This is a genomic window from Rhodococcus sp. NPDC127593 (assembly GCF_042671975.1).
Lineage (GTDB): Bacteria > Actinomycetota > Actinomycetes > Mycobacteriales > Mycobacteriaceae > Rhodococcus_F.
The window spans coordinates 82,049-103,469 of the sequence record NZ_JBHXWI010000018.1 but is presented as its reverse complement, the minus strand read 5'-3'; the positions used below and the strand labels follow the sequence as shown (position 1 = coordinate 103,469).

Below are 21,421 nucleotides of genomic sequence, written 5' to 3'. Positions count from 1 at the left end.
CTTCAGCCCTGCAACTGGTCCCAGACCTCGCGGTCACGCTCGGCGGTCCAGATGACGGGCCGTTCGATGCCCGACAGCTCGTCCCACACGCGGGAAACGTCGAACGGGAGGCAGTGTTCGAAGATCGGCCAGTGCCCGTACTGCTCGTTCAGTGCGGCGTGGGTGGCTTCGAACGCCTCCTTGAGGGTGCCGCCGCGCTGCTGCACCGCCCCGACCTCGGCCAGCATGACCTCGATGAAGTGGCGGGTCTGCTCGATCGCGGCATCGACGGCCTCCCGACCGTGGGAGACGGCGCCGCGTCCGCCGATCAGGATCTCCGCGCCGAGCGCCTTGATCCGGTCGAGTGTGCCGGTGGACCAGTCGCTGTGGAAGGCGTCGCCGGTGTAGAGCGCGGCCTGCGCCTCGACGAGGTCGCCGGCGAAGAGGATCTTCTGCTTCGGCAGCCACGCGGTGATGTCGCCCTCGGTGTGTCCGCGGCCGAAGTGCTGGAGCACGAGGTCGCCGCGTCCGCCGCCGAGATCGATGGTGAGTTTGTCGGCGAACGTCAGGGTGGGCCACGTCAGTCCGGGCACCGAGTCGGCAGCTTTGGCCAGCCGCGGCATGCGGCCGAATTCGCTTGCCCAGTCTTCCTTTCCACGCTCCTCGATGAGGGCGCGGGTGGTCTCGTGCGACACGATGGTCTCGGCGTCGAACGCGGACGCACCGAGCACGCGGACGGCGTGGTAGTGCGAGAGCACCAGGTACCGGACCGGCTTGTCGGTGTGCTCGCGCAGCTTGCGCAACCAGTCCTGAGCGGCCACCGGGGTGGCGAGCGCCTCGAAGCAGACGACGAAGTCCTCGCCCTCGATGGCGCCGATGTTGGGATCCCCCTCGGCCGTGAGGGCGTAGACACCGTCGGCGAGGACCTCGAGGGTCTGCTCCTTCTCACCAAGGTCGGCCGACGAAGCGAAGTTCGTGGGGCTCATGCGATCCACCTAACTAATCAAAGGTTTGATTGATGGTGGCCACAGTAGCCCGGATCACAAAATAATGAAAGCCTTGATCAAAAATTGGCCAGGGCTTCCACTGTCCCGACCGAACGAACGGGACGCTCGTTCGATCTGACGCAACGAGCGTCCCGTTCGTCGCGACGGGGGTGGGGTAGACGGCGGTGGGGTAGCGGTATCACCCCGCGAGCAACACCCCGACCAGCGCGATCGACGCGACCCAGACGGTGGAGATGCCTGCGAGCACGAAGGGTCGTGCGCCGACCTTCTTGATCGTCGCGATCTGGACGCCGGCGCCCAGGGCGAACATCGCGGCGGTAAGGAGGGCGGTCTGCACGATCTTGGCGTCGGCGAGCAGGCCGGCAGGCAGTAGGCCGGACGACCGCAGGCCGACGCAGGCGAGGAAGGCGAGGACGAAGAACGGGACGAGCGGCGGCCGCTTCACGTCGGCGTCGGTGCCGGCGAGCCTGCGCTGACGCACGCTGAGCACGGCCATGACCGGGGCGAGCATGAGGACGCGGGCGAGTTTGACCACCGCGGCGACGCCGAGGGCGGCACCGCCGATCGCGCCGCCCGCGGCGACGACCTGCGCGACCTCGTGGATCGACCCGCCCGCCCACAGGCCGGCGTCGGTGTCGGAGAGTCCCAGCGCCCGCGACAGCAGCGGGATCGCGGGGATCATGAGCGTGCCGAAGATGACGACGAGGGCGACCGCGGTGATCACCTCTTCCTCGTCGGCGTCCACGACACCGTCCACCGCCGCCACCGCGGCCGCACCGCAGATCGAGAATCCGCAGGCGATGAGCAGTCGCTGGGTCCAGCTGAGGCCGAGCAGCTTGCCCGCAAACATCGTTCCCACGATCCCCAGACAGACGATCGACACCACCACGACGATGACGCCCCAGCCCAGTCCGAGAATGTCGCTCAGCATCAACTGGAGTCCGAGGAGGGCGATACCCACCCGCAACAGCTTCTTGGCGGAGAACTGCAGTCCCGGGCGCAGGCGTTCGGGCAGATGCACGACGTTCGACAGCACGGCGCCGAGCACGATGGCGATGAGCAGCGGACTCACCGTCGGAAGGAACCGGCCGACACCCATCGCGACGGCGGTGGCGACGGCGCACAGCGCCAGACCCGGCAGGAGAGTGGCCGTGGCGGTCTGCAGTCGCGGCAGCGTTGCCGGGCTCTCGACGCGCTGTTCCCCGGACTTCGAATCGCTCAGTTGACTACTCATGGATCCACGGTCCGTCACCGCGGCCGTCTCCGGTAGCCGTCATCTCGACATGAACATATATCAGAGTGATATGTCTTGCGCGAGGGTCATATACTCAGTGCATGTCCCGCAGATGGCCCGAGTTCCCCGTTCTCGAGTTGCTCGTCGGCGTCGACGACCACGGAAGCCTCAGCGCTGCCGCCAGACTCGCCGGAATGGCGCAGCCGAATGCAAGTCGCGCCATCAAGCAACTCGAGCGTCAGTTCGGCATGACACTGTTGCAGCGCAGCCCGACGGGCTCGATACTGACACCGCAGGGAACCGTGATCGCGCACTGGGCACGTCGGGTGCTCTCCGACACACGCAGGCTGCTCGACGTGGCCGAGGGACTGCGCGCGGAACGCGCCGCCGAGTTGACGGTGGGTGCGAGCATGACGGTCGCGGAACACCTGATGCCGGGGTGGCTGGGCCAGTTTCGCCGCTTGCACTCCGACGTGACCATTCACCTGCAGGTGCACAACTCGACTCAGGTGTTCGAGCGGATCAACAGCAGGATCTGCGACGTCGGGTTCGTCGAATCGCCGACGGTGCCGCGACCGTTGAAGAGTCTCACAGTCGCGCGTGACCGGTTGGTCGTCGTCGTTCACCCCACCCACCCGTGGGCACGGCGACGGAAGGCGCTGTCCGTCGCCGAGTTGGCGCTGACACCGCTCCTGGTCCGCGAGCCGGGATCGGGCACGCGGACCACGCTCGACGTGGCACTACAGGAGTACGACCGGGCGGCACCACTTCTCGAGCTCGGCAGTGCCGCCGCGATTCGCACCAGCGTGCTGGCCGGAGTCGGTCCCGCGGTGATGAGCACCCTCGCGGTGGCGGAGCAGGTCGGCGCCGGAGAGCTGAAGGTGATCGACGTCGACGGTCTCGAGCTCGACAGGGTGCTGCGGGCCGTGTGGCGGGGCGCACGTCAGCTCGACGGTCCCGCAGGCGAACTGGTGCGTCTGGTCCGCCGGGTCGGCGTCGAGCCCTGAGCGGCTGTCATCCGAGAATGCAGGTGGCCGCACCGGCGGCGATCACCAGCACGATGACCGCGGAACGAAACACCCCCGGCGGGAGTCGGCGGGCGATCGCCAGCCCGGTGACGTTGCCGATCAGCGCGGCAATGACGAAAACCGGGAGTCGCGGCCAGAACATCGACTCCGTGATTTCGTCGCGGAACCACAGCACAGCGAGCGCCATGACGTTCGCGACGATGAAATAGCCTGCGAGATCGGCAATGAAAGCCAGCGGTGGCAACCGCGCTCGCATCAGCAACAGGACCGGTGGCGGTCCGTTGAGCGATGTTGTTGTTCCGAGGTAGCCACCCACGGAGCCGGTGAGGACGTGCGCGGTCGTGGACGGCGCACGCGTGCCTTCCGCCCGGGTCGGGAGCGCCATCGCAAGCCCGCACAGCATCACCACGGCTCCCGCTGCCGGCTTCAGATACTGCTCCGGCATCAGACCGAGAGTGACCGCGCCCAGCCAGGCGCCGGGCAGGCTGCCACCACCGAGCAGTGCCACTCGTCCCCAACTGATGTGTTCTCGCAACTGATACGCGGCGCCGATCCGGGTGATCAGCCCCGCCACAAGATTGACGAATACCACTTCGGGAACGGCGAATCCGACCATCAGCATCACCGGCGTCGCGATCAGTGCCGTCCCGAACCCGGTGGCGCCTCCGATGACCGACGCGATGCCGATGCACAGGGCGCCCACGAGGAGCATCGTCATCGCGACTCCCTTCTCGATCCGGTGGCACGTTCCCGCGCAGGTCTGATGTTCAGGTGGCCAGGGACTGGACTGCGCTCACCAGCGCCATCAGTTCGATGTCGCTGCCGGTGCATCCGCGGGACAGGTCGTTCCACGGTGCGGCCAAGCCTTGCAGGATAGGCCCCAAGGCTATTGCACCCCCGAGCCGCTGGGCAATTTTGTACCCGATGTTACCGGCATCGAGATTGGGGAAGACCAGCACATTCGCCCGGCCGGCGACCCGCGAACCGGGCGCCTTGGACGCGCCGATCTCGGCGACCAGCGCGGCATCGAATTGCAGGTCACCGTCCACGTGCAACTGCGGATCCCGGACGCGCACCAGTTCAGCGGCCTCGCGGACCTTCTCCACTCGCGGGTGGCTGGCGCTGCCCTGGGTGCTGAACGACAACATCGCCGCGATCGGAGTCTGCTCGGTGAGCTGGAAGTGGGTGGCGCTGGCGGCCAGCGCGATGTCGACCAGTTCCTCGACTGTCGGGTCGGGTACGACGGCGCAGTCGGAGAACGTCAGCTGCCTGCCGTCCGGCAGCAACATCAGGATCGAGCTGGAAAGGGTGCTCGAACCCGGTGCGAGCCCCACGATGCGCAGTCCGGCCCGCAGCACGTCGGACGTCGGCCTGCTCGCACCCGCGACGCAGGCATCGACCACCCCGGCCCGCAGTGCCGCCGCGGCGAGGCACACCGGGTCGGACAGCGCCGACTCGATCCGATCGGGGTATTTGGCGAACCCCGATTCGACGGCGTCACGGATCGCGGGGTCGGCAGCCGCGTCGGCGAGGTCGACGACGAGTTCCTCGGCCAGGGGGATCCCCGCGGCGTCGGCGATACGCCGGATGACGTCCCGCCGCCCGAACAGCCGCGGCGAGACGACACATTTGTGGTGCAGATGGTGGGCCGCACGGATCGCGCGTTCGTCTTCTCCGTCCGCGAGACCGACGATCCGATTCTCCCCGCGCAGGGAGGCGATCCAGTGGTCGATCAGCGACGAATCATTCAGTCGTGCAGCATCGGTGGGTGGTACAGCGGTGACGCCCGGGGCCATGGCCTCGCTCTCCCATCACTACGAAAAGGGGTGGCGGTCGTCGATCTCGACGACCGCCACCCGCTGGAAATCGGGGAACTGTCGTTCCCTACGGCTGGATTGCCTTCTCGATGTCGGTGAGCATGCTGTCGATGCCGTGGAGCAGTTCCGAGAGCACCTCGTCGTCGGCGACGAGTGGCGGCGAGATCATCAGCATCGTGGCACCGCGGTCGTCGCCGCGGAGAATCACCTTGGTGCGGGCGAACGCCTCCGGCAGCACCTTGCGCAACACCGTCAGCGACTCCTGCTCGGTGAACTCGCGGCCGCTGTCGCTGTCGGCCATCAATTCGATCGCGTAGAAGAATCCGGTGCCGCGCACGTCCTTGACGCAGCGGTGCGCGCTCATCAGGGAGTCGAGTGCCGACCGCAACTTCGGGCCGCGCGCGGTGACGTTGCCCAGCACGTTCTCGTCGCGCATCGCGGTGATGTTCGCGACCGCCACCGCCGTCGACACCGGGTGTCCGCCCCACGTCGCGCCGTGCGTGAACACGCCGCCCTTGGGCGAGTCGTAGAGCTCGCGAACCAGCTGCTCACGCACGATCAGGCCGCCGAGCGGGGCGTATCCGGAGGTGGAGCCCTTCGCGAATGTGATCATGTCCGGCACCACACCGGTCAGTCCGTGCCCGAACCAGTGGCCGAGGCGGCCGAACGAGCAGATCACCTCGTCGGAGACCAGCAGGATCCCGTGCTTGTCGCACAGCGCGCGCAGCGCAGCCCAGTATCCGTCCGGCGGGACGAGGGCGCCGCGCCCGTTCTGAACGGGCTCGGCGAACACGGCGGCGATGGTCTCGGCGCCCTCTTCTTCGATGACGGCTTCGATCGCGGCGATGCAGTCGAGTTCGTTCGCCAGGCCGCAGTCGCCGAGGTAACCAAGGGTGTTGGGTACGGAGCGAACCCCGGGCAGCAGCGGGCCGAACGGGTCTTTGATCTTCGGCAGCTGTGTTACCGACAGCGCACCGAGAGTAGTTCCGTGGTAGGCCATCTCGCGGCTGATGATCTTGGTTCGCTGAGGGTTGCCCTGGCTGCGGTGGTACTGCCGGGCGAACTTGACGGCCGTCTCCACGGCCTCGGATCCCGAGTTGACGAAGAAGGTCGTCCCCAGATCACCAGGCGCGAGGTCGGCGATCAGCGCGGACGCCTCGATCGCGGGAATGTGCGCGCTGCCCCAGTTCGAGGCGTACGCCAGCGTCCCGATCTGCTCGCTCGCCGCCTTCGCGATGTCGTCGCGGCCGTGACCGATGTTCACGCAGAACAGGCCTGCCAGACCGTCGAGGAAACGGTCCCCCTCGGTGTCGATCAGATAGCTTCCCTCGCCACGAACGAACACCGGGAAGTCGCTTTCCCAGGTGTCCTTGCGGGTGAAATGAGGTCCGAGGTGCCGGCGGGCCCGTGCTCGCAATTCGGTGACGTCCACGACCATCTCCTTCGTTGTCGAATGGCTGTGATCCACAACATACCGACGAGGCAGAGCGCAGGTCAGGGCCAGAAGAGCGGTATTCGACGGGTCCAGTCTGGTCCCCGTAGACGGCGCTCAACTGGTCCTTCTGGTCCCATGCCAGAGTGATCCAGACTTCGGTATCGCTCGGGGACCACGACGTGTGGTCGGAGCGGCGAACAGCCCCAGCTAACGGAGGTCTCAGATGAGGATCGGTATCCCCAAGGAAGTCAAGAACCACGAGTACCGGGTGGCGGCCACTCCCGCCGGTGTCCACGAAATGGTCGCCAACGGGCACGACGTGTTCGTGGAACGCGGTGCGGGGGAGGGCTCGTCGATCGGCGACGACGCCTACGGTGCCGCCGGCGCGAAGATCCTCGACTCCGCCGATGCGGTGTGGCAGAGCGCGGAACTGCTGCTCAAGGTCAAGGAGCCCATCGCCGAGGAATACCACCGGATGCGTTCGGACCTCACGTTGTTCACCTACCTGCACCTCGCCGCGGGTGAGGAGTGCACCCGGGCACTGCTCGCCGCCGGCACCAATTCCGTTGCGTACGAGACCGTTCAGCTTCCCGACGGTTCCCTGCCGCTGCTGTTCCCGATGAGCGAGGTCGCCGGCCGGCTCGCACCGCTCGTCGGTGCGCAGGCACTCATGCGCCCCGAGGGTGGCCGCGGCGTATTGATCGGCGGCGTGTCCGGTGTGTCCCCGGCTCGCGTCGTCGTGATCGGTGCGGGCGTATCGGGCATGAACGCTGTCGCCGTCGCCGCAGGCACCTGGGCCGACGTCGTCCTGTTCGACAAGAACGTCGACAAGCTGCGCGCCGCCGACCGGATGTACCAGGGCCGGATCCGCACCCTCGCCGCGAACGCCTACTCGATCGAGCAGGAGGTCATGCAGGCCGACCTCGTCATCGGTGCCGTGCTCGTCCCGGGCGCCAAGGCCCCGAAGATCATCTCGAACTCGCTGGTCTCGCGGATGAAGCCGGGCAGCGTCCTCGTCGACATCGCGATCGACCAGGGCGGTTGCTTCGAGGATTCGCGTCCCACCACCCACGCGGAGCCCACGTTCAAGGTCCACGACTCGGTGTTCTACTGCGTGGCCAACATGCCGGGAGCGGTGCCCCACACGTCGACGTACGCACTCACCAACGTGACCTTGCCGTACACCCTCCAGATCGCCGAGAAGGGCCTCGCGCGCGCGGCCAGGGAGAATGCCGCACTCCGCGCCGGTGTCAGCACCGTCGCCGGGCGCCTGACGAACGATGCGGTCGGTGCCGCACTCGGGATCGAGTCGGTCGGCGTCGACGACGCGCTCAACCTGGTTTGATTTCGCCGCCGGCCCGGCATACTGAGAAGTGCTCGTTCGAGAACTTCTCGGCGTGCCGGGTCGGCCTACATCTGGCCACTCTTGGATCCACAGGAGGCGATGCGTGCCGAGAACACTGATCGAGGTCGACCGCAATTCCGCCGAACCGCTCTACCGCCAGGTTCGACGGGCGATCGAACACGGCATCGCCAACGGACTGTTCGATCCACGCCACCGCCTTCCGAGTTCGCGTGAACTCGCGGTCGATCTCGCGATCTCACGGAACACGATCAACCTCGCGTATCAGGAATTGATCGCCGAGGGACTCGTTCAAAGCCACCAGCGCTCGGGCATGTTCGTGAATCCCGACATGATCGAGACGCTTGCAACGGACGCCCGCGCGACCATTCCGCGCATCGACTGGTCGTCCCGTATCCGGCGTTACCCCGACGCCGACGTTCCGCACATCGAGAAGAACGTCGACTGGCACAGCTATCCGTACCCGTTCCTGGCCGGGCAGATCGACATCCGCAGCTTCCCCGCCCGCGCGTGGGTGCGCTGTCTCCGCGACGCGCTGTATCAACCCCACGCCTACGCGAGCCTCCAGGACAGCGTCGGTGCGGACGACCCGATGCTGATCGACATGATCCGCCAGCATCTGCTGCCCTCCCGCGGCATCGAGGCAAGTGCGGACGAGGTTCTCGTGACGGTCGGTTCCCAGCAGGGGCTGGACCTCGTCGGACGGGTTCTGCTCGGACCCGAACATCGGGTTGCCATCGAAAACCCCGGCTACCTCGATGCGCGACACATCTTCCTGCGCACCGGTGCCCAGGTGTACGGCATCGACGTCGACGATCGCGGCCTGCGCCCGCCGGAGACTCTGCGCGGCACGGACCTGATGTATCTGACACCGAGCCATCACCATCCGACCAACGCGACGCTCGGCATCGACCGTCGTCAGCGTCTGCTGCAGCTCGCCGCGGAGTCCGGCACCGTGATCGTGGAGGACGACTACGACAGCGAGTTCCGCTATCACGGCAGTCCCAGCCCGGCGCTGAAGGCGCTCGATTCCAGCGGCGACGCCGTGTATCTCGGCACGTTCTCGAAGTTCCTGGCCCCGGGTCTGCGTCTGGGCTACCTCGTCGGACCTGCGGACCTGGTGCGCGAACTGCGGAAGGCCCGACGATACGTGCTGCGTCATCCACCGGGTCACCAGCAACGGGCCCTGGCCATGCTCATCGACAGCGGGGAGTACCACCGCGCGCTGCGCCACCACCGCACCCAGATGAAACACAAATGGGAGCGGCTGTGTGCGGCCGTCGACAAGTACCTCCCGTGGCCGCAGGAGCCGTATCCGCCCGGTGGCGTCAGCTTGTGGATGACCGGTCCGGAGAACCTCGACTGCCGGGTGCTCGTGCGCGAGGCGGAGGCGCGCGGCGTCCTCATCGAGCGGGGCGACATCTTCTTCACGCAGCCGGTCCCGCCCCGCAACCACTTCCGTATCGGCTACGGCGCGATCCCGCTGCGTTCCATCGAAGAAGGCATCGCGCTCCTCGGCCAGGCGTGCCAGGCGAGTTTCCGCCGGTAGCCCGGAACCCGCCCTCACCTGATCGGCGGGGACGGGTTCCAGTTCCGTTTCAGCTGAGGCACTTACGTTTGGGCTACCGCAAGTCCGCCGACTCTCCGTCGATCATGACCATTGCGGGACGGGGTATTTCGGTGGTGCCGTCCGCGAGATCCGCGAGGCTGCCGTCGAGCGCCACCAGGTCCGCACGGCGGCCCGCCGTCAGGGTGCCGACACGGGTCTCGTCGTGCACCAGGTACGCGCTGTCGATGGTCATGGCCCGGATCGCGCGATCCACTCCGATCCGCTGGTTCCCACCGAGCACCGTGCCGCCCCTCGTCATCCTGGTGACCGCGGTCCTGATGGTCGCGAGCGGATCCATCGGGGTGATCGGGCAGTCCGAATGCAGTCCGAATCGAAGACCCAGGTCGTCGGCGCAGGCGAGGGGATCCATCTCGGCGGCGCGCTCGGGACCGAGGAACCGGTCGCGGTGGCGGTCGCCCCAGTAGAAGACGTGGTTGACGAAGAAACTCACCCCGAGTTCGGCTTCCCGGATCGCGGCCAGGTCGCTGGGTGCGCTCACCTGGCAGTGCTCGATGCGGTGCCGTCCCACCCGGCCGTCGGTGGCTTGCGCCCTCCTCAGCGACGTGATCGCGGCACCGACCGCCGCGTCGCCGTTGGCGTGCACGGCGACCTGGCCACCCGCACGATGCACCCGCAGGATCATCTCGTCCAGTTGCGGTTGCGGGTAGAGCAGGTCGCCGTGATGGCTGGGGTCGCACGCGTACGGCGTGCGGAGTGCGGCAGACAGCCCCTGGATCGACCCGTCGGCCCAGAACTTCGCGCCGGCCAGCCGGAAGCGTGCGCCGGCCCCGGGAGCGTGCTCGAACGTGACTCCGCGGTCGTCGAGGGCCTCGAGCGCCATGTCACCGCGCAGGAACCCGACGACGTGCACCGGTAGCTCACCCGAGGCGTCCAGCGAGCGGTAGGCGGTCAGCTCCTGCTCGCCCGCCGAGAGACCCACCCCGAGATCGTGGATGGTGGTGATGCCCCGCGACCGCGCCGACAGCAGGCTGCGAAGCAGGGCGCCGTTGACCTCCTGCTCGGTCAGCGCGGGAACCGCCGCGGTGAGCCTCGCCACCGCATCGATTTCCCACGCCATCCCGGTCAGTCGACCGTCGGCCCCGCGGGGGAACAGCGGGTCGTCCACCGGCACCGTGGATTCGTCGATGCCTGCGGCCGCGAGTGCGGCGGTGTTGGCGACGGCGAAGTGCCCGCAGATATGCAGCACGATGACCGGACGATCGGTGCTGACCGCGTCGAGATCCGTCCTGGTCGGATGCCGTCCCTCGGCGATCTGGGTGTCGTCGTAACCCCACCCCCTGATCCATCCGCTGCCGGTGGCCGCGGCTCGCAACGCCTGCTGGATGTCGGCGATCGACCGGCACGGTGGTGTCCGGCAGTCCGCCCAGCCGTCGGTGAGGCCGGCGTAGGTGGGGTGGATGTGCGATTCGATCAGTCCCGGGATCACCGTGGCGCCGGGCAGGTCGAGGCGGCGGGCCCCGCTGCCGGCGCGGTCGGCCATGTCCTTCCTGGTGCCGGTGGCGACCACGTCGGCTCCGTCGATGACCAGCGCTTCGACGGTCGGCGACGACGGGTCCTGGGTATGAATCGACTCGGCGGTGAGCAGTGTCCTGGACATCAGGCACCCACTTCGCTGCGTGCGGCCACGGATCCCGCGACAGTGCCGGACGTTCGACCGTCGGCGCGAAGGCCACGGACGGGATCGGTGGGTGGCCAGAACACCCGCGTCGACACCACGAAGAGGATGTTGAGGACCAGGGCGGCCGCACCGAGGTTGACTCCGTGCTCGGCGAGCCACACCGACACTGGGCCGTGCTTGTCGAGATACAGCCACAGCACCACGACGTCGCCGAGGACCACGCCCATGGCGAGGGCAGCGGGCCGCAATTTCCATCCGAAGACCATCGTCGCGAAGACCACCGCGGCCTGGGTGACGCCGTAGTACGCGGTGTTGACCAGGGTGAGCAGGAGCTGAGGTGTCGCGAGGGTGAGCAGGAGCGAGATCCCGAGGTACGCCACGACGACTCCGCGCACCCAGACCCGTTGGCGGGATTCCGGGATCCCGGGAATGATGTTGCGCGACACGATCGCGCCGATTCCGAGGGCCGCCCCGCACAGCACCACGATCGCGCAGAGGGCCGCGCCGCCTGCGACGACGCCGGTCAGCCAGTCGGGCAGCAGTTGTCGCGACAACTGCAGGAGCACCTGGTCGGATTCCGTGCCCTCGAGCTTGGTGGGCAGCAGCGTGATCGCCCCGAAGGCGGCGGCGACGAGGAACGGGTACATGAGCATGTACAGGGGATTGAACTTGGCGACCCGCTTGATCGTCGCCTCGGACTTCGCGGCGAGCACGGCCTGCACGATGATCGGGAAGATGAAGAACCCGACCGATTGGAACACGATCGTCGTCAGTACGAAGGTCAGTGACGACCCGGTGACCGTGGAGTGTGAGGCCGCGCCGCCACCACTGGCTGCCGCGGCGGCGAACAGCTTCTCGGTACCACCTGTCTCGACCACTGCCGCCAGTCCGATCAGGACGGCACCGAGCAACAGGGCGGTGTCCTTGACGTAGGACACGAATGCGGGGGCGCGCACCCCGGACAACATGAGGAACAGCAGCGCGAGGGCTGCGCCTGCGAATACCGCGACGGTGGGGTCGATGGAGATACCCAGACCGGTCAGCGCGATCTGCAGTCCGGCGAGCTGAAGCTGGCCCCACGGGATGAGGAATACGACCGATGCGATGGCGATCGTCAATTCCAGCCCACGCGACCGGAAGTGGCGTCCGGCCACATCGGGCAACGTCATGGCGCCGTATCTCTTACCGGCGCGCCAGAGGTAGGGCGCGAAGAAGTATCCGATCGGGTAGGCCAGCAGGATGTACCCGATGAACCAGACGCCGTAGCTCGCCCCGTGCGCGTACACGCCGCCGGGGAACCCGATCAGGGTGCCGATGCTGTACGCCTCGCCCGCTCCCAGGATGAAGACCAGCAGCGGACCGAACGACCGGCCGCCCACCAGGTAGTCGGAGATCTCCTTCTTGCTGCCGCGCCGCGACAGCACGCCGGCCCCGAGGGCGAGGACGAGCACGAGGGTGAAGAAGGCTGCGGTCATGACTGGTCTCCCGTCCGAGCGCTCGCAGCGGCCGATTCGGCGCGCTCGGCAGCTTCGAAGTCCTTGCGGTCGAAAAGCTTCCAGGCGAGGTGGAGGCACAGCGAGGTGAGCGGCATCCACAGGAACAACCACGCGAACAGGATGGGGACTCCGAAGACCGTGGCCGTGGATCCGGACAGGGCGACGATGCCGCCCAGAACCCCGGTGAACGGGACACCTATCGCGAGTAAGGCGCTTTTTGCCTCGTTGGACATGATTGTTTTGTCTCCTATTCCGACTGCGTCCACCGGCGTCGCGGATTGGGTCCGGTGCCGGTCGACGTGCACTCTGGCACTAGTGTGGTCTGAATCACTCCCCTCGGGCCATGGGCGAATCCCGGAAAACGCCGAGCCGGTTCGTGAATTTCACGGGAGTGTGGAAAACGAGGGAGAGGGTGCCCGAGTCCGTGGGTGAAGACACGATCCAGCGGTTGTGCCGGCAGGTCTCGGAGGAGATCGAGTCGGTAACCGACCGGGCGGTGGGTCAGATTCGCGCCGAGTTGCAGTCGTACGCCGCCGTACCGATCGACGAGCAGCGCGGATACATCAGTCGGCAACTCGCGGCGACGTTGCGCGCCCTCGCGGACAGCGAACCTCTCGCCGACGACGTCCTCGAGCGTTCGCGTCAGCTCGGCCGGCGCCGGGCCATGCAGGGATTGCCACTGTCCGACGTCATCGAGACGTACCACATCGCGTCCCGCGAACTGTGGAACACGATGGTGGCCACGGCCGCCGAGCCGACAACCGACCTGCTGCGCGCAGGCGGCATGATGTGGGACCTCGTCCACACCGCCACCAGCGCGGTCGCCGTCGGGCACACCGACGCGACCCGAAGCGAACAGGCCATCCGCGCGGGGGTGCGATACCGGTTCTTCGAGGCCCTCGCGAGGTCGGCCGACGGCGACCACCGTGATGTGCGCGAGCTGGCAGAGGCGCTGGGTTTCACACAGCAGCACGAGTTCCAAGCGGTGTGCGTTGCCGCGGAGGAGTGGTCGGAAGCGCAGCTCGAACGGCTGCAACGCACCCTCGACACGATCCCCGGCACCACTCAATGCAGCGGGCACGGCACCGTCATCATCGCCCTGAGCCAGCGCGCACCGGTCGACGACATCATCCGCGAGGTTCGGCTCGGTCACCCGGGCACCACGGTCGGAGTCGGATTGGGCCGCCCCGGGCTGGCCGGCGCCGCGATGAGCATCATGGACGCGCGTCGGGTCCTGCATCTGGCTTCGCCTACCGGCGAGGTGGTCCGTTTCGCCGACGAATGGGTTGCCGCCACCCTGGCAGACCATCGCGACGAGCTCGCCACGCTGCTGGAGCCGGGTGCCACCGTCGCCGCGGACCATCCGCACCTCGTCGAGGCGGTATTGGCATTCGCCCGCAACGAGTTCTCCATCAGCGCGGCCGGGCGGGACATCCACCTGCATGCGAACTCGATCACCTACCGGCTCGACCGCTGGCAACAGCTGACCGGCTGGGATCCCCGGACTCTCGACGGCCTGCAACGGTCGGTGTCGAGTCTCTCACTGTTCCAGCGCGATTCGGGCTATTCGAGTTCCCGGGAAACGCGGTCAGCGCAACGCCACCTGCACGAGAACGGCGGCGCCGAGGAAGCCGAGTAGCCACAGCACGCGTTGACGGACCTGCTGGGCGGTGGTGCGGTCGAACAGCCATTTCCCCGCGGCGGCGCCGAACATACAGAGCGGCGTGAACAGGGCGATCTGCGCGAGGACGGGCACCGTGAGGAGACCACCGGCAGCCGACCCCGCGGCGCCGAACGCGTCGATGACGAGGAAGAACACGACGAGCGAGGCGCGCCCGGCCGCCACGTGGGAGGACGCGGAGAAATACATCAGGACGGCGGGCGGGCCACCGAGGGCGAAGCCGCCGTTGAGGAGACCGGACGCCACTCCCGTCACAGTCGTCACCCCGGGGCCGGGCAGCGACTGCCGGTCGGGGACGGCGGCCATGGCGACGGCGGACCCGATGATCGCGACGCCCAGCAGCACGCGCACCAGGTCGCCGGACAGTTGCGTGAGCGCCCACATCCCCAGCGGCATTCCGATCAGGGTTCCGGCGAACAACCAGCGCAACGACTTCCAGTGCACCTGCCGCCACACCTGGGGCAGCATCGCGGCACTCGCGACGACCTCGAGGACGAACACGGCGGGGATCACCGACGTCGGCGGGAGCAGGACGACGAGTCCCGCGACCCACACCATCGCGCCACCGAACCCACCGAAACCGCGGACGACACCGCCGGCCACCACGACGCCGAGCGCGAAGAGAAGGGCAGGCAACGACAGATCCCACACCGTTGCCGCCATACCTTGTTGCACCGCTTCCGTTCGCCGTTGTCTCCGTCAGAAGTGTGGGGGTCGCGGCGGCGAAGCGACAGGTCCAGACGACGTCGAATCGTCGGTACCAGGAACGCACGGGACGTGGCCCCCGGCGTGTGCGCCGGGGGCCACGTGCTCGCAGGGAGCGGACTACACGTAGTCCTTGTACTTGTCGAGCAGCCGAACCGGCTTCGCCAGCGCGTCGCGGCGGAAGGGGTCGCCGAGTTCGCGGGTGCACATGATCTCGATGACCGTCGTCTTGCCCTCGTTCATCTGTGCGGCGACCGCGCGCTGCAGTGCGGGACCGACCTCTTCGAGCTTGTCCACGACGATGCCCTCGGCGCCCATCGCCTGTGCGATCCCGGCGAAGGACTCGCTTTCGAGCTCACCGGCGACGAAGCGGCGGTTGTAGAAGTCGACCTGGTTCTTCTTCTCCGCACCCCACTGCCGGTTGTGGAACACGACGGCGGTGACCGGGATGTCGTGCCGGACAGCCGTCATGACCTCGCCCAGGCTCATCCCCCAGGCACCGTCGCCCGCGTACGCGATGGCGGGGCGTTCCGGTGCCGCCGCCTTCGCGCCGATGACGGTCGGCAGTGCGTAACCGCAGTTACCGAAGCTCATCGGGGCGAGGAAGCTGCGTGGCTTCTCGAACCGCAGGTAGCTGTTGGCGACGGAGTTGATGTTGCCGATATCGGTGGACACCATCACGTCCTCCGGCATCGCCTTCTCCAGCTCCCGCAGCACCTGACGCGGGTGCAGCCAGTTGCCGTCCTCGCCTTCCTGTTCGGCGATCATGTCGAGGCTGAACGGATCGCGCTCGTGCGTCCATTCGTCGAGTTCCTTCTCCCACGCGGCCTTCTCGGCGTCGATCGTCTCGCCGCGTGCCGCACGGTTGGCGTCGCAGACGAGGGCCTTGCCCTCGAGCCGCTCGGTGAGCGCGACAGCAGCGGCCTTCGCGTCGCCGCAGATCCCGACGGAGATCTTCTTGACCAGACCGAGCATCTTGTGGTCCGCGTCGATCTGGATGATCTTGGCATTCTTCGGCCAGTAGTCCATTCCGTGCTGCGGGAGCGTCCCGAAGGGGCCCAGGCGGGTGCCGAGGGCGAGCACCACGTCCGCCTTGCTGATCAGCTTCATCGCGGCCTTGGAACCCTGGTAGCCGAGCGGTCCGGTCCACAGCGGGTGGCTGGCGGGGAACGAGTCGTTGTGCAGGTAGCTGTTGACGACGGGGGCGCCGAGACGCTCGGCGAGTGCCTTGCACTCGTCGACACCGTCGGCCATCACCACGCCGCCGCCGGAAACGATCACCGGGAACTCGGCCTGTGCCAGCAGTTCGGCCGCCTCGTTCAGGCTCGTCTCGCCACCGGGACCGCGGTCGAGGCGGGTGGGCTGCGGGATCTCCGTCTCGATCTCGCCGTAGAAGAAGTCGCGCGGAATGTTGAGCTGCGTCGGGCCCATTTCGGACATCGCGCGGTCGAAGCAGCGGCCCGTGAACTCGGCCATGCGCTTCGGGTTGTTGACGTGCCCCTGGTACTTCGTGAATTCCTGGAACATCGGCAGCTGGTTGGCTTCCTGGAAGCCGCCCAGGCCCGTTCCCATGGTGCCGGCCTCGGGAGTGACGATGACGACGGGGCTGTGCGCCCAGAACGCGGCGGCGATCGCGGTGACACAGTTGCTGATACCCGGACCGTTCTGCCCGATCACCATGCCGTGCCGCCCGCTGACCCGGGCATATCCGTCGGCCATGTGCCCCGCGCCCTGCTCGTGCACGACTGGGACGAGTCGAATCCCGGCGGGAGCGAAGATGTCCATCGCATCCATGAAGGCGGATCCCATGATGCCGAACATGTCGGTGACGCCGTTGGCGACCATCGTCTCGACGAACGCCTCCGACGGTGTCATCTTCTGTACACCGGAGACAGCGGTGCGATCGGCACCGTTCTTCTTCTTGCTCATGTGTGATCCTCCTTCAGGGAAGCGCCGGAACCGGCAGAGAATGTCAAAAATCGGAACGTTTCGTTCGTGATTTTGTGATCTGCAGTGACAGTAGGCCACGTCACACACTTCGTCAATGAATGTTCCTAAAACTGGAACGAGATGTATGATTTTTCGATACACGATGCGAATGCGTCGCCGTTTCGGCCAAGGAGGAACCGTGGGTGAGATTCACCGGATCGACGAGTCGAACGGACACCCGACAACGGAGCTACCCGGAGACACACCGACGCTCCGCCTGTTCGCACTGCTCGAGATGGTCGCGTCCAAGGACCAGCTGTTCACGTTGCAGGGGCTCGTCGAGGAGACGGGCATGGCCAAGCCGACCCTGCACCGCATGCTCCAGCAACTCGAGGGCGCCGGACTCCTCACCCGGCAGAACAACGGCAGGCATTACGGCACCGGCGTGCGCCTGCGACGCTTCGCCGAGAATCTGCTGCTCAACGACACCCACCACGGCGCGCGGCACGCCATCCTCCGGAACCTCGTCGCGGAACTCGGCGAGAGCTGCAACGTGACCACCCTGTCGGGTAGCGAAGTGGTGTATCTCGACCGGGTGGAAACCTCCGAGCCCCTTCGCTTTACACTCCATGCTGGTTCGCGGGTGCCCGCGCACTGCTCGGCCAGCGGCAAGATGATCCTGTCGCAGCTCAGCCCCGCCCAGCGCCGGCGACTTCTCGGGCGGATGCCGCTCGAGAGGTACACCAACAAGACGGTCACCGATGTCGAGCTGATCGAGACCGAACTCAAGCAGGTACGCCGCGACGGCTACGCCATCGATGACGAAGAGTTCCTCCCCGGCCTCGTGTGCGCTGCGGTGCTCGTCCCTTGCGCCACAGGCAATTCCAATCTATGCATCGCAGTCCAGGCCCCGGTCATGCGACTCACCCCCGACAAGGCGCTCAAGCTTCTGCCTGCACTCCGGCGGGCAGCCGACGCCATCGGTGAGATCGAGAACGAGGTCACGGACGACGGTTCGTCAGACATGAACTGAAGGAGGGCGCATGCCCGAAATGACCACTGCGACACCCAGCCACGTGGTGTCCGCACGCGTGCTGTTCGGACTCGACACCAACCTGACGGTGCGCGCCTTCCGCGAACCCGTCGACCACGTCCCCGACGTCGACCCCGCGTACCGGTTCGATCACGCGGTGACCACGGCCCTGCTCGCCGGGTTCGGCCGCAACCGCCGGGTGATGGTGCAGGGTCTGCACGGCACCGGCAAGTCCACGCACATCGAACAGGTCGCGGCGCGGCTCAACTGGCCGTGTGTGCGGGTCAACCTCGACGGACATCTCAGCCGGCTGGACCTGATAGGCCGGGACGCGGTGGTGCTGCGAGACGGCAAGCAGGTCACCGAATTCCAGGAAGGCATCCTGCCCTGGGCACTGCAGCGACCCGTCGCCCTCATCCTCGACGAATACGACGCCGGCCGCCCCGATGTCATGTTCGTCATCCAGCGTCTCCTCGAACGCGACGGGAAACTCACCCTGCTCGATCAGAACCGGGTCCTGACTCCGCATCCGGCCTTCCGGTTGTTCGCCACCGCCAACACCGTCGGCCTGGGCAATCTCAACGGGTTGTATCACGGTGTGCAGCGGCTCAATCACGCGCAGATCGATCGCTGGAACATCGTGGCGACGCTCGATCACCTCCCCGCGGAACAGGAAGTCGAGATCGTGTCCGCGCGGGTGCCGTCGCTGAGCCGGGATCTCATCGGGTCGATGGTCGCCGTGGCCAACCTGACCCGGAGTGGTTTTCGGGTCGGTGACCTGTCGACGCTGATGTCGCCGCGCACGGTGATCACCTGGGCCGAGAACATCGAGATCTTCCACGACCCGGCGCTGGCATTCCGGTTGTCGTTCGTCAACAAGTGCGACGAGGCCGAGCGGCCCGTCGTCGCCGAGTACTTCCAGCGGTGCTTCGCCTCGGAACTGGAGCGGTCGGCGATGCTCGCGACGAGCACGGCCTGAGCGGGCAGTCATGACAGAACTGCCTGTGCGCCCCGCGTCGGTCCGCCGTCAGCAGGAGGTGCACGAACTCTGTGCGAGCACGATCCGCGCCCTCGCTGGCCAGGGTGAGTTGCACTTTCGCGGACCGGAACTCCATCGCGGACATCGGCGCGTGCCGATGCCCGCCCCGCACCTGCACCCGTCGTTCGAAAGCGCCGACTTCGCGTCCTTCCGCGGCGCGGCGGACGGCATGGCGTCGCGCCTCCTCCACACCGACCCCGTCCTGCATCGCAGCCTGTGCCCGGAGGACACGGCGGGTCGGCTGATCTTCGAGATCCTGGAACAGGTCCGCGTCGAGTCGCTGGCCGCCGACGCGTGGGGCGGCGTGCGAGCCAACCTCTCCCACCGCTTCACGCAGTGGTCACAGGACTACGTGGCGTCCGGGCTGACCGAGACCGTGCACGGGATGCTGCTGTTCACCGTGACGCAGATGTGCCGGGCCCGGATCACCGCCGAGCCGATACCCGAGGCCACCGAGGACCTGATCGAATCGACCCGGTTCGCTCTCGCCTCCGTCCTCGGCGACCACCTCCCGTGGCTGCGGCGAACCCGTCTCTCGCAAACCGACTTCGGGGTCCACGCACAGGCAGTCGCCGGGCTGATCGGCCGCCGCCTGGAGTCACCCGCCGATCCGGACGCGTCGGCCGACGACCGGAGCGACGGCCGGGCGGCGTTCTCCCTCCTGTTCGACTTCGACCCCGACGACGACGAGACGGTTCCGACCGCGGTGTCGGGACGCAGTCGCGCGCTGGGGGAGGGCGGAGACGGATACCGCGTGTTCACCCGCGCCTACGACGAGACCCGGCAGATCGCGTCCCTCGTCCGGCCCGCGTTGCTCCAGGACTACCGCCGGCGACTCGACCTCATTATCGACACGCAGCGCCTCGACGTCCGGAAACTCGGACGGCAACTGAAGGCGCTGCTCGCGGAACCGGTCCCCGACGGATGGGAAGGCGGCCGGGAAGAGGGGTACCTCGACGGTCGCCGGCTCGCCCAGCTGGTCACCTCGCCCACCGAGCGCAGACTCTTCCGGGCCGAACGCACCGAGCCGCACACCGACACGACCGTGACCTTCCTCATCGACTGCTCCGGTTCGATGAAGGAGTTCGGTGAACCGGTTGCGGTCCTGGTCGACGTGTTCGCCCGGGCACTCGAACTGGCCGACGCCCGGTGCGAGATCCTCGGTTTCACGACCGCCGCATGGAACGGGGGACGAGCCCGCCGAGACTGGCTCCGGTCCGGCCGTCCGCGCAGCCCGGGACGCCTCAACGAGGTCCGGCAGCTGGTGTTCAAGGACGCCGAGACCTCCTGGCGCCGAGCCCGCCCCGCGATCGCCGGGCTGCTGAAGAACGACCTGTTCAAAGAGGGCGTCGACGGTGAGGCGGTCAACTGGGCGTGCTCCCGGATGCGGGACCCCCAGGGCCGCAGGCTCCTGTTCGTGATCTCGGACGGAAGCCCACTGGACGGCGCCACCGCACTGGCCAACGACGAGTTCTACCTGGACCACCACCTGCAGGACGTGGTCGAGCGACACGAGGGCGAGCGGGCCGTCGAGGTGTACGGACTGGGAGTCGGGCTGGATCTGAGCCCGTACTACGACCGCTGCCGGACGCTCGATCTGTCGCACGGTACCAACAGCGACGTCATTGCCGACGTGCTGTCGATGATCGCCCACTGACAGCCATCACTTGCCAGTGGCGTAACAGTGAAGGAGTCACACCCATGGCCGCACACGGGGTTTCCCTGGTCACCTTGGACATTGCCGGAACGAGCGTCGACGAAGGCGGTGCCGTGTACGTCGCGTTGCGCGACACCGTCGAGAAGCACCTCGGCGAGCCGATTCCGGACGATCGGTTCGACCGGTGGAAGGGCACGGGCAAACGCCAGGCCATCGAGGGACTGCTACGGGAGAGCGGGGTGCCGGCCGAGAAGAATGTTCTGAACGCCGTCGAATCCGATTTCACCGCAATGCTTCTGGACGCGTACCGGAAGACACCGCCCACCGCACTGCCCGGGGTTCACGACGCCTTCGGCGCGTTGCGGCAGCGCGGCATCAAGATCGTTCTCCAGACCGGCTATTCACGCGAGATCGCGGAACCGCTGCTCGAGCAGGTCGGGTGGGAGATCGGGCGGGACATCGACGGTGTGATCACGAGCGATCAGGTGCGGATGAGCAGGCCGTCGCCCTATCTCATCTTCCGCGCCATGGAGCTCGCCGGGGTGCAGAGCGTCGACGAGGTGCTGGTGGGTGGTGACACCCCGAACGATCTCCGGGCCGGGACGAACGCCGGGGCGCGGTACGTGGTGGGTGTCCTGACCGGCGCACACGACGCGGCGACGCTGCGTCCGGAGCCCCACACGCACATCCTGGAGAGCGCGGCGAAGATCCCCGAACTGCTGGGCTGAACGACGACTGTGGGCCGGTTCTGCTGCACGACAGCGGAACCG

18 protein-coding genes are annotated in these 21,421 nt (G+C 67.3%); 8 read left to right on the top strand and 10 right to left on the bottom strand.

The genetic code is table 11. The features are described 5' to 3' along the window. Positions 1-2 precede the first annotated feature (2 nt). Together ACFVJ3_RS18500 and ACFVJ3_RS18495 are read right to left on the bottom strand one after the other, a co-directional pair. Positions 3-965 (bottom strand): MBL fold metallo-hydrolase, encoded by a 963-nt coding sequence (locus ACFVJ3_RS18500; RefSeq protein ID WP_378453394.1) that lies wholly within the window; start codon positions 963-965, stop codon positions 3-5. Positions 966-1,164: 199 nt separating this feature from the next. Then, positions 1,165-2,220, bottom strand: a complete 1,056-nt coding sequence (locus ACFVJ3_RS18495; protein WP_378453393.1) for a YeiH family protein — start codon at positions 2,218-2,220, stop codon at positions 1,165-1,167. A gap of 101 nt (positions 2,221-2,321) precedes the next feature. Between ACFVJ3_RS18495 and ACFVJ3_RS18490 the strand changes: the two genes are divergently transcribed. Beyond that, the gene (locus tag ACFVJ3_RS18490; RefSeq protein WP_378453392.1) at positions 2,322-3,227 is read left to right on the top strand and encodes a LysR family transcriptional regulator; all 906 of its coding nucleotides are present in this window, start codon (positions 2,322-2,324) and stop codon (positions 3,225-3,227) included. Between the two features lie 7 nt (positions 3,228-3,234). Here ACFVJ3_RS18490 and ACFVJ3_RS18485 read toward each other — a convergent pair whose 3' ends face one another. The 3 genes from ACFVJ3_RS18485 to ACFVJ3_RS18475 all read right to left on the bottom strand — a co-directional run bounded on the left by ACFVJ3_RS18485 (position 3,235) and on the right by ACFVJ3_RS18475 (position 6,503). Further along, entirely contained in the window at positions 3,235-3,966 is a 732-nt protein-coding gene (locus ACFVJ3_RS18485) for a sulfite exporter TauE/SafE family protein (protein ID WP_378453391.1), read from the bottom strand. A gap of 49 nt (positions 3,967-4,015) precedes the next feature. Then, a complete protein-coding gene (locus ACFVJ3_RS18480) occupies positions 4,016-5,044 on the bottom strand; it encodes a phosphotransacetylase (protein ID WP_378453390.1) in 1,029 nt (342 codons plus the stop codon). Between the two features lie 88 nt (positions 5,045-5,132). After that, complete coding sequence (locus tag ACFVJ3_RS18475) at positions 5,133-6,503, bottom strand: aspartate aminotransferase family protein (RefSeq protein WP_378453389.1); 1,371 nt, start codon at positions 6,501-6,503, stop codon at positions 5,133-5,135. Positions 6,504-6,723: 220 nt separating this feature from the next. Between ACFVJ3_RS18475 and ald the strand changes: the two genes are divergently transcribed. Together ald and ACFVJ3_RS18465 are read left to right on the top strand one after the other, a co-directional pair. Continuing rightward, positions 6,724-7,845, top strand: a complete 1,122-nt coding sequence (ald, locus tag ACFVJ3_RS18470; protein WP_378453388.1) for an alanine dehydrogenase — start codon at positions 6,724-6,726, stop codon at positions 7,843-7,845. Positions 7,846-7,948: 103 nt separating this feature from the next. Continuing rightward, positions 7,949-9,412, top strand: coding sequence for a PLP-dependent aminotransferase family protein (locus tag ACFVJ3_RS18465; protein WP_182624174.1), 1,464 nt, complete (start codon positions 7,949-7,951; stop codon positions 9,410-9,412). Between the two features lie 73 nt (positions 9,413-9,485). Here the strand turns inward: ACFVJ3_RS18465 and ACFVJ3_RS18460 are convergent, their stop codons facing one another. The 3 genes from ACFVJ3_RS18460 to ACFVJ3_RS18450 are packed head-to-tail and all read right to left on the bottom strand — an operon-like array spanning position 9,486 to position 12,840. Then, entirely contained in the window at positions 9,486-11,090 is a 1,605-nt protein-coding gene (locus tag ACFVJ3_RS18460) for an amidohydrolase (RefSeq protein WP_378453387.1), read from the bottom strand. Next, on the bottom strand, positions 11,090-12,586 hold the full coding sequence (locus ACFVJ3_RS18455) for a sodium:solute symporter (protein ID WP_378453386.1): 1,497 nt from the start codon (positions 12,584-12,586) through the stop codon (positions 11,090-11,092). The genes ACFVJ3_RS18460 and ACFVJ3_RS18455 overlap by 1 nt, the downstream gene beginning before the upstream one ends. Continuing rightward, positions 12,583-12,840 (bottom strand): DUF3311 domain-containing protein, encoded by a 258-nt coding sequence (locus ACFVJ3_RS18450; RefSeq protein WP_378453385.1) that lies wholly within the window; start codon positions 12,838-12,840, stop codon positions 12,583-12,585. Before ACFVJ3_RS18450 ends, ACFVJ3_RS18455 begins: the two co-directional genes overlap by 4 nt. A gap of 179 nt (positions 12,841-13,019) precedes the next feature. Here ACFVJ3_RS18450 and ACFVJ3_RS18445 point away from each other — a divergent pair, with 179 nt between their 5' ends. Beyond that, entirely contained in the window at positions 13,020-14,246 is a 1,227-nt protein-coding gene (locus ACFVJ3_RS18445) for a PucR family transcriptional regulator (protein ID WP_378453384.1), read from the top strand. Here ACFVJ3_RS18445 and ACFVJ3_RS18440 read toward each other — a convergent pair. Continuing rightward, a complete protein-coding gene (locus ACFVJ3_RS18440) occupies positions 14,196-14,951 on the bottom strand; it encodes a TSUP family transporter (RefSeq protein ID WP_378453383.1) in 756 nt (251 codons plus the stop codon). The genes ACFVJ3_RS18445 and ACFVJ3_RS18440 overlap by 51 nt on opposite strands. Before the next feature lie 162 nt (positions 14,952-15,113). Continuing rightward, entirely contained in the window at positions 15,114-16,922 is a 1,809-nt protein-coding gene (xsc, locus tag ACFVJ3_RS18435; protein WP_378453382.1) for a sulfoacetaldehyde acetyltransferase, read from the bottom strand. A 199-nt stretch (positions 16,923-17,121) separates the two neighbouring features. Here xsc and ACFVJ3_RS18430 point away from each other — a divergent pair, with 199 nt between their 5' ends. The 4 genes from ACFVJ3_RS18430 to ACFVJ3_RS18415 are packed head-to-tail and all read left to right on the top strand — an operon-like array spanning position 17,122 to position 21,379. Continuing rightward, on the top strand, positions 17,122-17,955 hold the full coding sequence (locus ACFVJ3_RS18430) for an IclR family transcriptional regulator (RefSeq protein ID WP_378453381.1): 834 nt from the start codon (positions 17,122-17,124) through the stop codon (positions 17,953-17,955). 10 nt (positions 17,956-17,965) lie between these two features. Then, positions 17,966-18,934 carry an AAA family ATPase gene (locus tag ACFVJ3_RS18425; RefSeq protein ID WP_378453380.1) on the top strand — a complete coding sequence of 323 codons (969 nt, stop codon included), beginning with the start codon at positions 17,966-17,968 and terminating at the stop codon, positions 18,932-18,934. A 10-nt stretch (positions 18,935-18,944) separates the two neighbouring features. Beyond that, a complete protein-coding gene (locus ACFVJ3_RS18420) occupies positions 18,945-20,651 on the top strand; it encodes a cobalt chelatase (protein ID WP_378453379.1) in 1,707 nt (568 codons plus the stop codon). Between the two features lie 44 nt (positions 20,652-20,695). Then, positions 20,696-21,379: a phosphonatase-like hydrolase gene (locus ACFVJ3_RS18415; protein WP_378453378.1), complete on the top strand. Its 684-nt coding sequence runs from the start codon at positions 20,696-20,698 to the stop codon at positions 21,377-21,379. The last annotated feature ends 42 nt before the right edge of the window (positions 21,380-21,421 follow it).

Excerpts from the sequence above, each read along its gene's own strand:
- ACFVJ3_RS18500 (WP_378453394.1), bottom strand. The coding sequence starts at position 965 with ATGAGCCCCACGAACTTCGCTTCGTCGGCCGACCTTGGTGAGAAGGAG.
- ACFVJ3_RS18495 (WP_378453393.1), bottom strand. The coding sequence starts at position 2,220 with ATGAGTAGTCAACTGAGCGATTCGAAGTCCGGGGAACAGCGCGTCGAG.
- ACFVJ3_RS18490 (WP_378453392.1), top strand. The coding sequence starts at position 2,322 with ATGTCCCGCAGATGGCCCGAGTTCCCCGTTCTCGAGTTGCTCGTCGGC.
- ACFVJ3_RS18485 (WP_378453391.1), bottom strand. The coding sequence starts at position 3,966 with ATGACGATGCTCCTCGTGGGCGCCCTGTGCATCGGCATCGCGTCGGTC.
- ACFVJ3_RS18480 (WP_378453390.1), bottom strand. The coding sequence starts at position 5,044 with ATGGCCCCGGGCGTCACCGCTGTACCACCCACCGATGCTGCACGACTG.
- ACFVJ3_RS18475 (WP_378453389.1), bottom strand. The coding sequence starts at position 6,503 with ATGGTCGTGGACGTCACCGAATTGCGAGCACGGGCCCGCCGGCACCTC.
- ald (WP_378453388.1), top strand. The coding sequence starts at position 6,724 with ATGAGGATCGGTATCCCCAAGGAAGTCAAGAACCACGAGTACCGGGTG.
- ACFVJ3_RS18460 (WP_378453387.1), bottom strand. The coding sequence starts at position 11,090 with ATGTCCAGGACACTGCTCACCGCCGAGTCGATTCATACCCAGGACCCG.
- ACFVJ3_RS18455 (WP_378453386.1), bottom strand. The coding sequence starts at position 12,586 with ATGACCGCAGCCTTCTTCACCCTCGTGCTCGTCCTCGCCCTCGGGGCC.
- ACFVJ3_RS18450 (WP_378453385.1), bottom strand. The coding sequence starts at position 12,840 with ATGTCCAACGAGGCAAAAAGCGCCTTACTCGCGATAGGTGTCCCGTTC.
- ACFVJ3_RS18440 (WP_378453383.1), bottom strand. The coding sequence starts at position 14,951 with ATGGCGGCAACGGTGTGGGATCTGTCGTTGCCTGCCCTTCTCTTCGCG.
- xsc (WP_378453382.1), bottom strand. The coding sequence starts at position 16,922 with ATGAGCAAGAAGAAGAACGGTGCCGATCGCACCGCTGTCTCCGGTGTA.
- ACFVJ3_RS18425 (WP_378453380.1), top strand. The coding sequence starts at position 17,966 with ATGCCCGAAATGACCACTGCGACACCCAGCCACGTGGTGTCCGCACGC.
- ACFVJ3_RS18420 (WP_378453379.1), top strand. The coding sequence starts at position 18,945 with ATGACAGAACTGCCTGTGCGCCCCGCGTCGGTCCGCCGTCAGCAGGAG.
- ACFVJ3_RS18415 (WP_378453378.1), top strand. The coding sequence starts at position 20,696 with ATGGCCGCACACGGGGTTTCCCTGGTCACCTTGGACATTGCCGGAACG.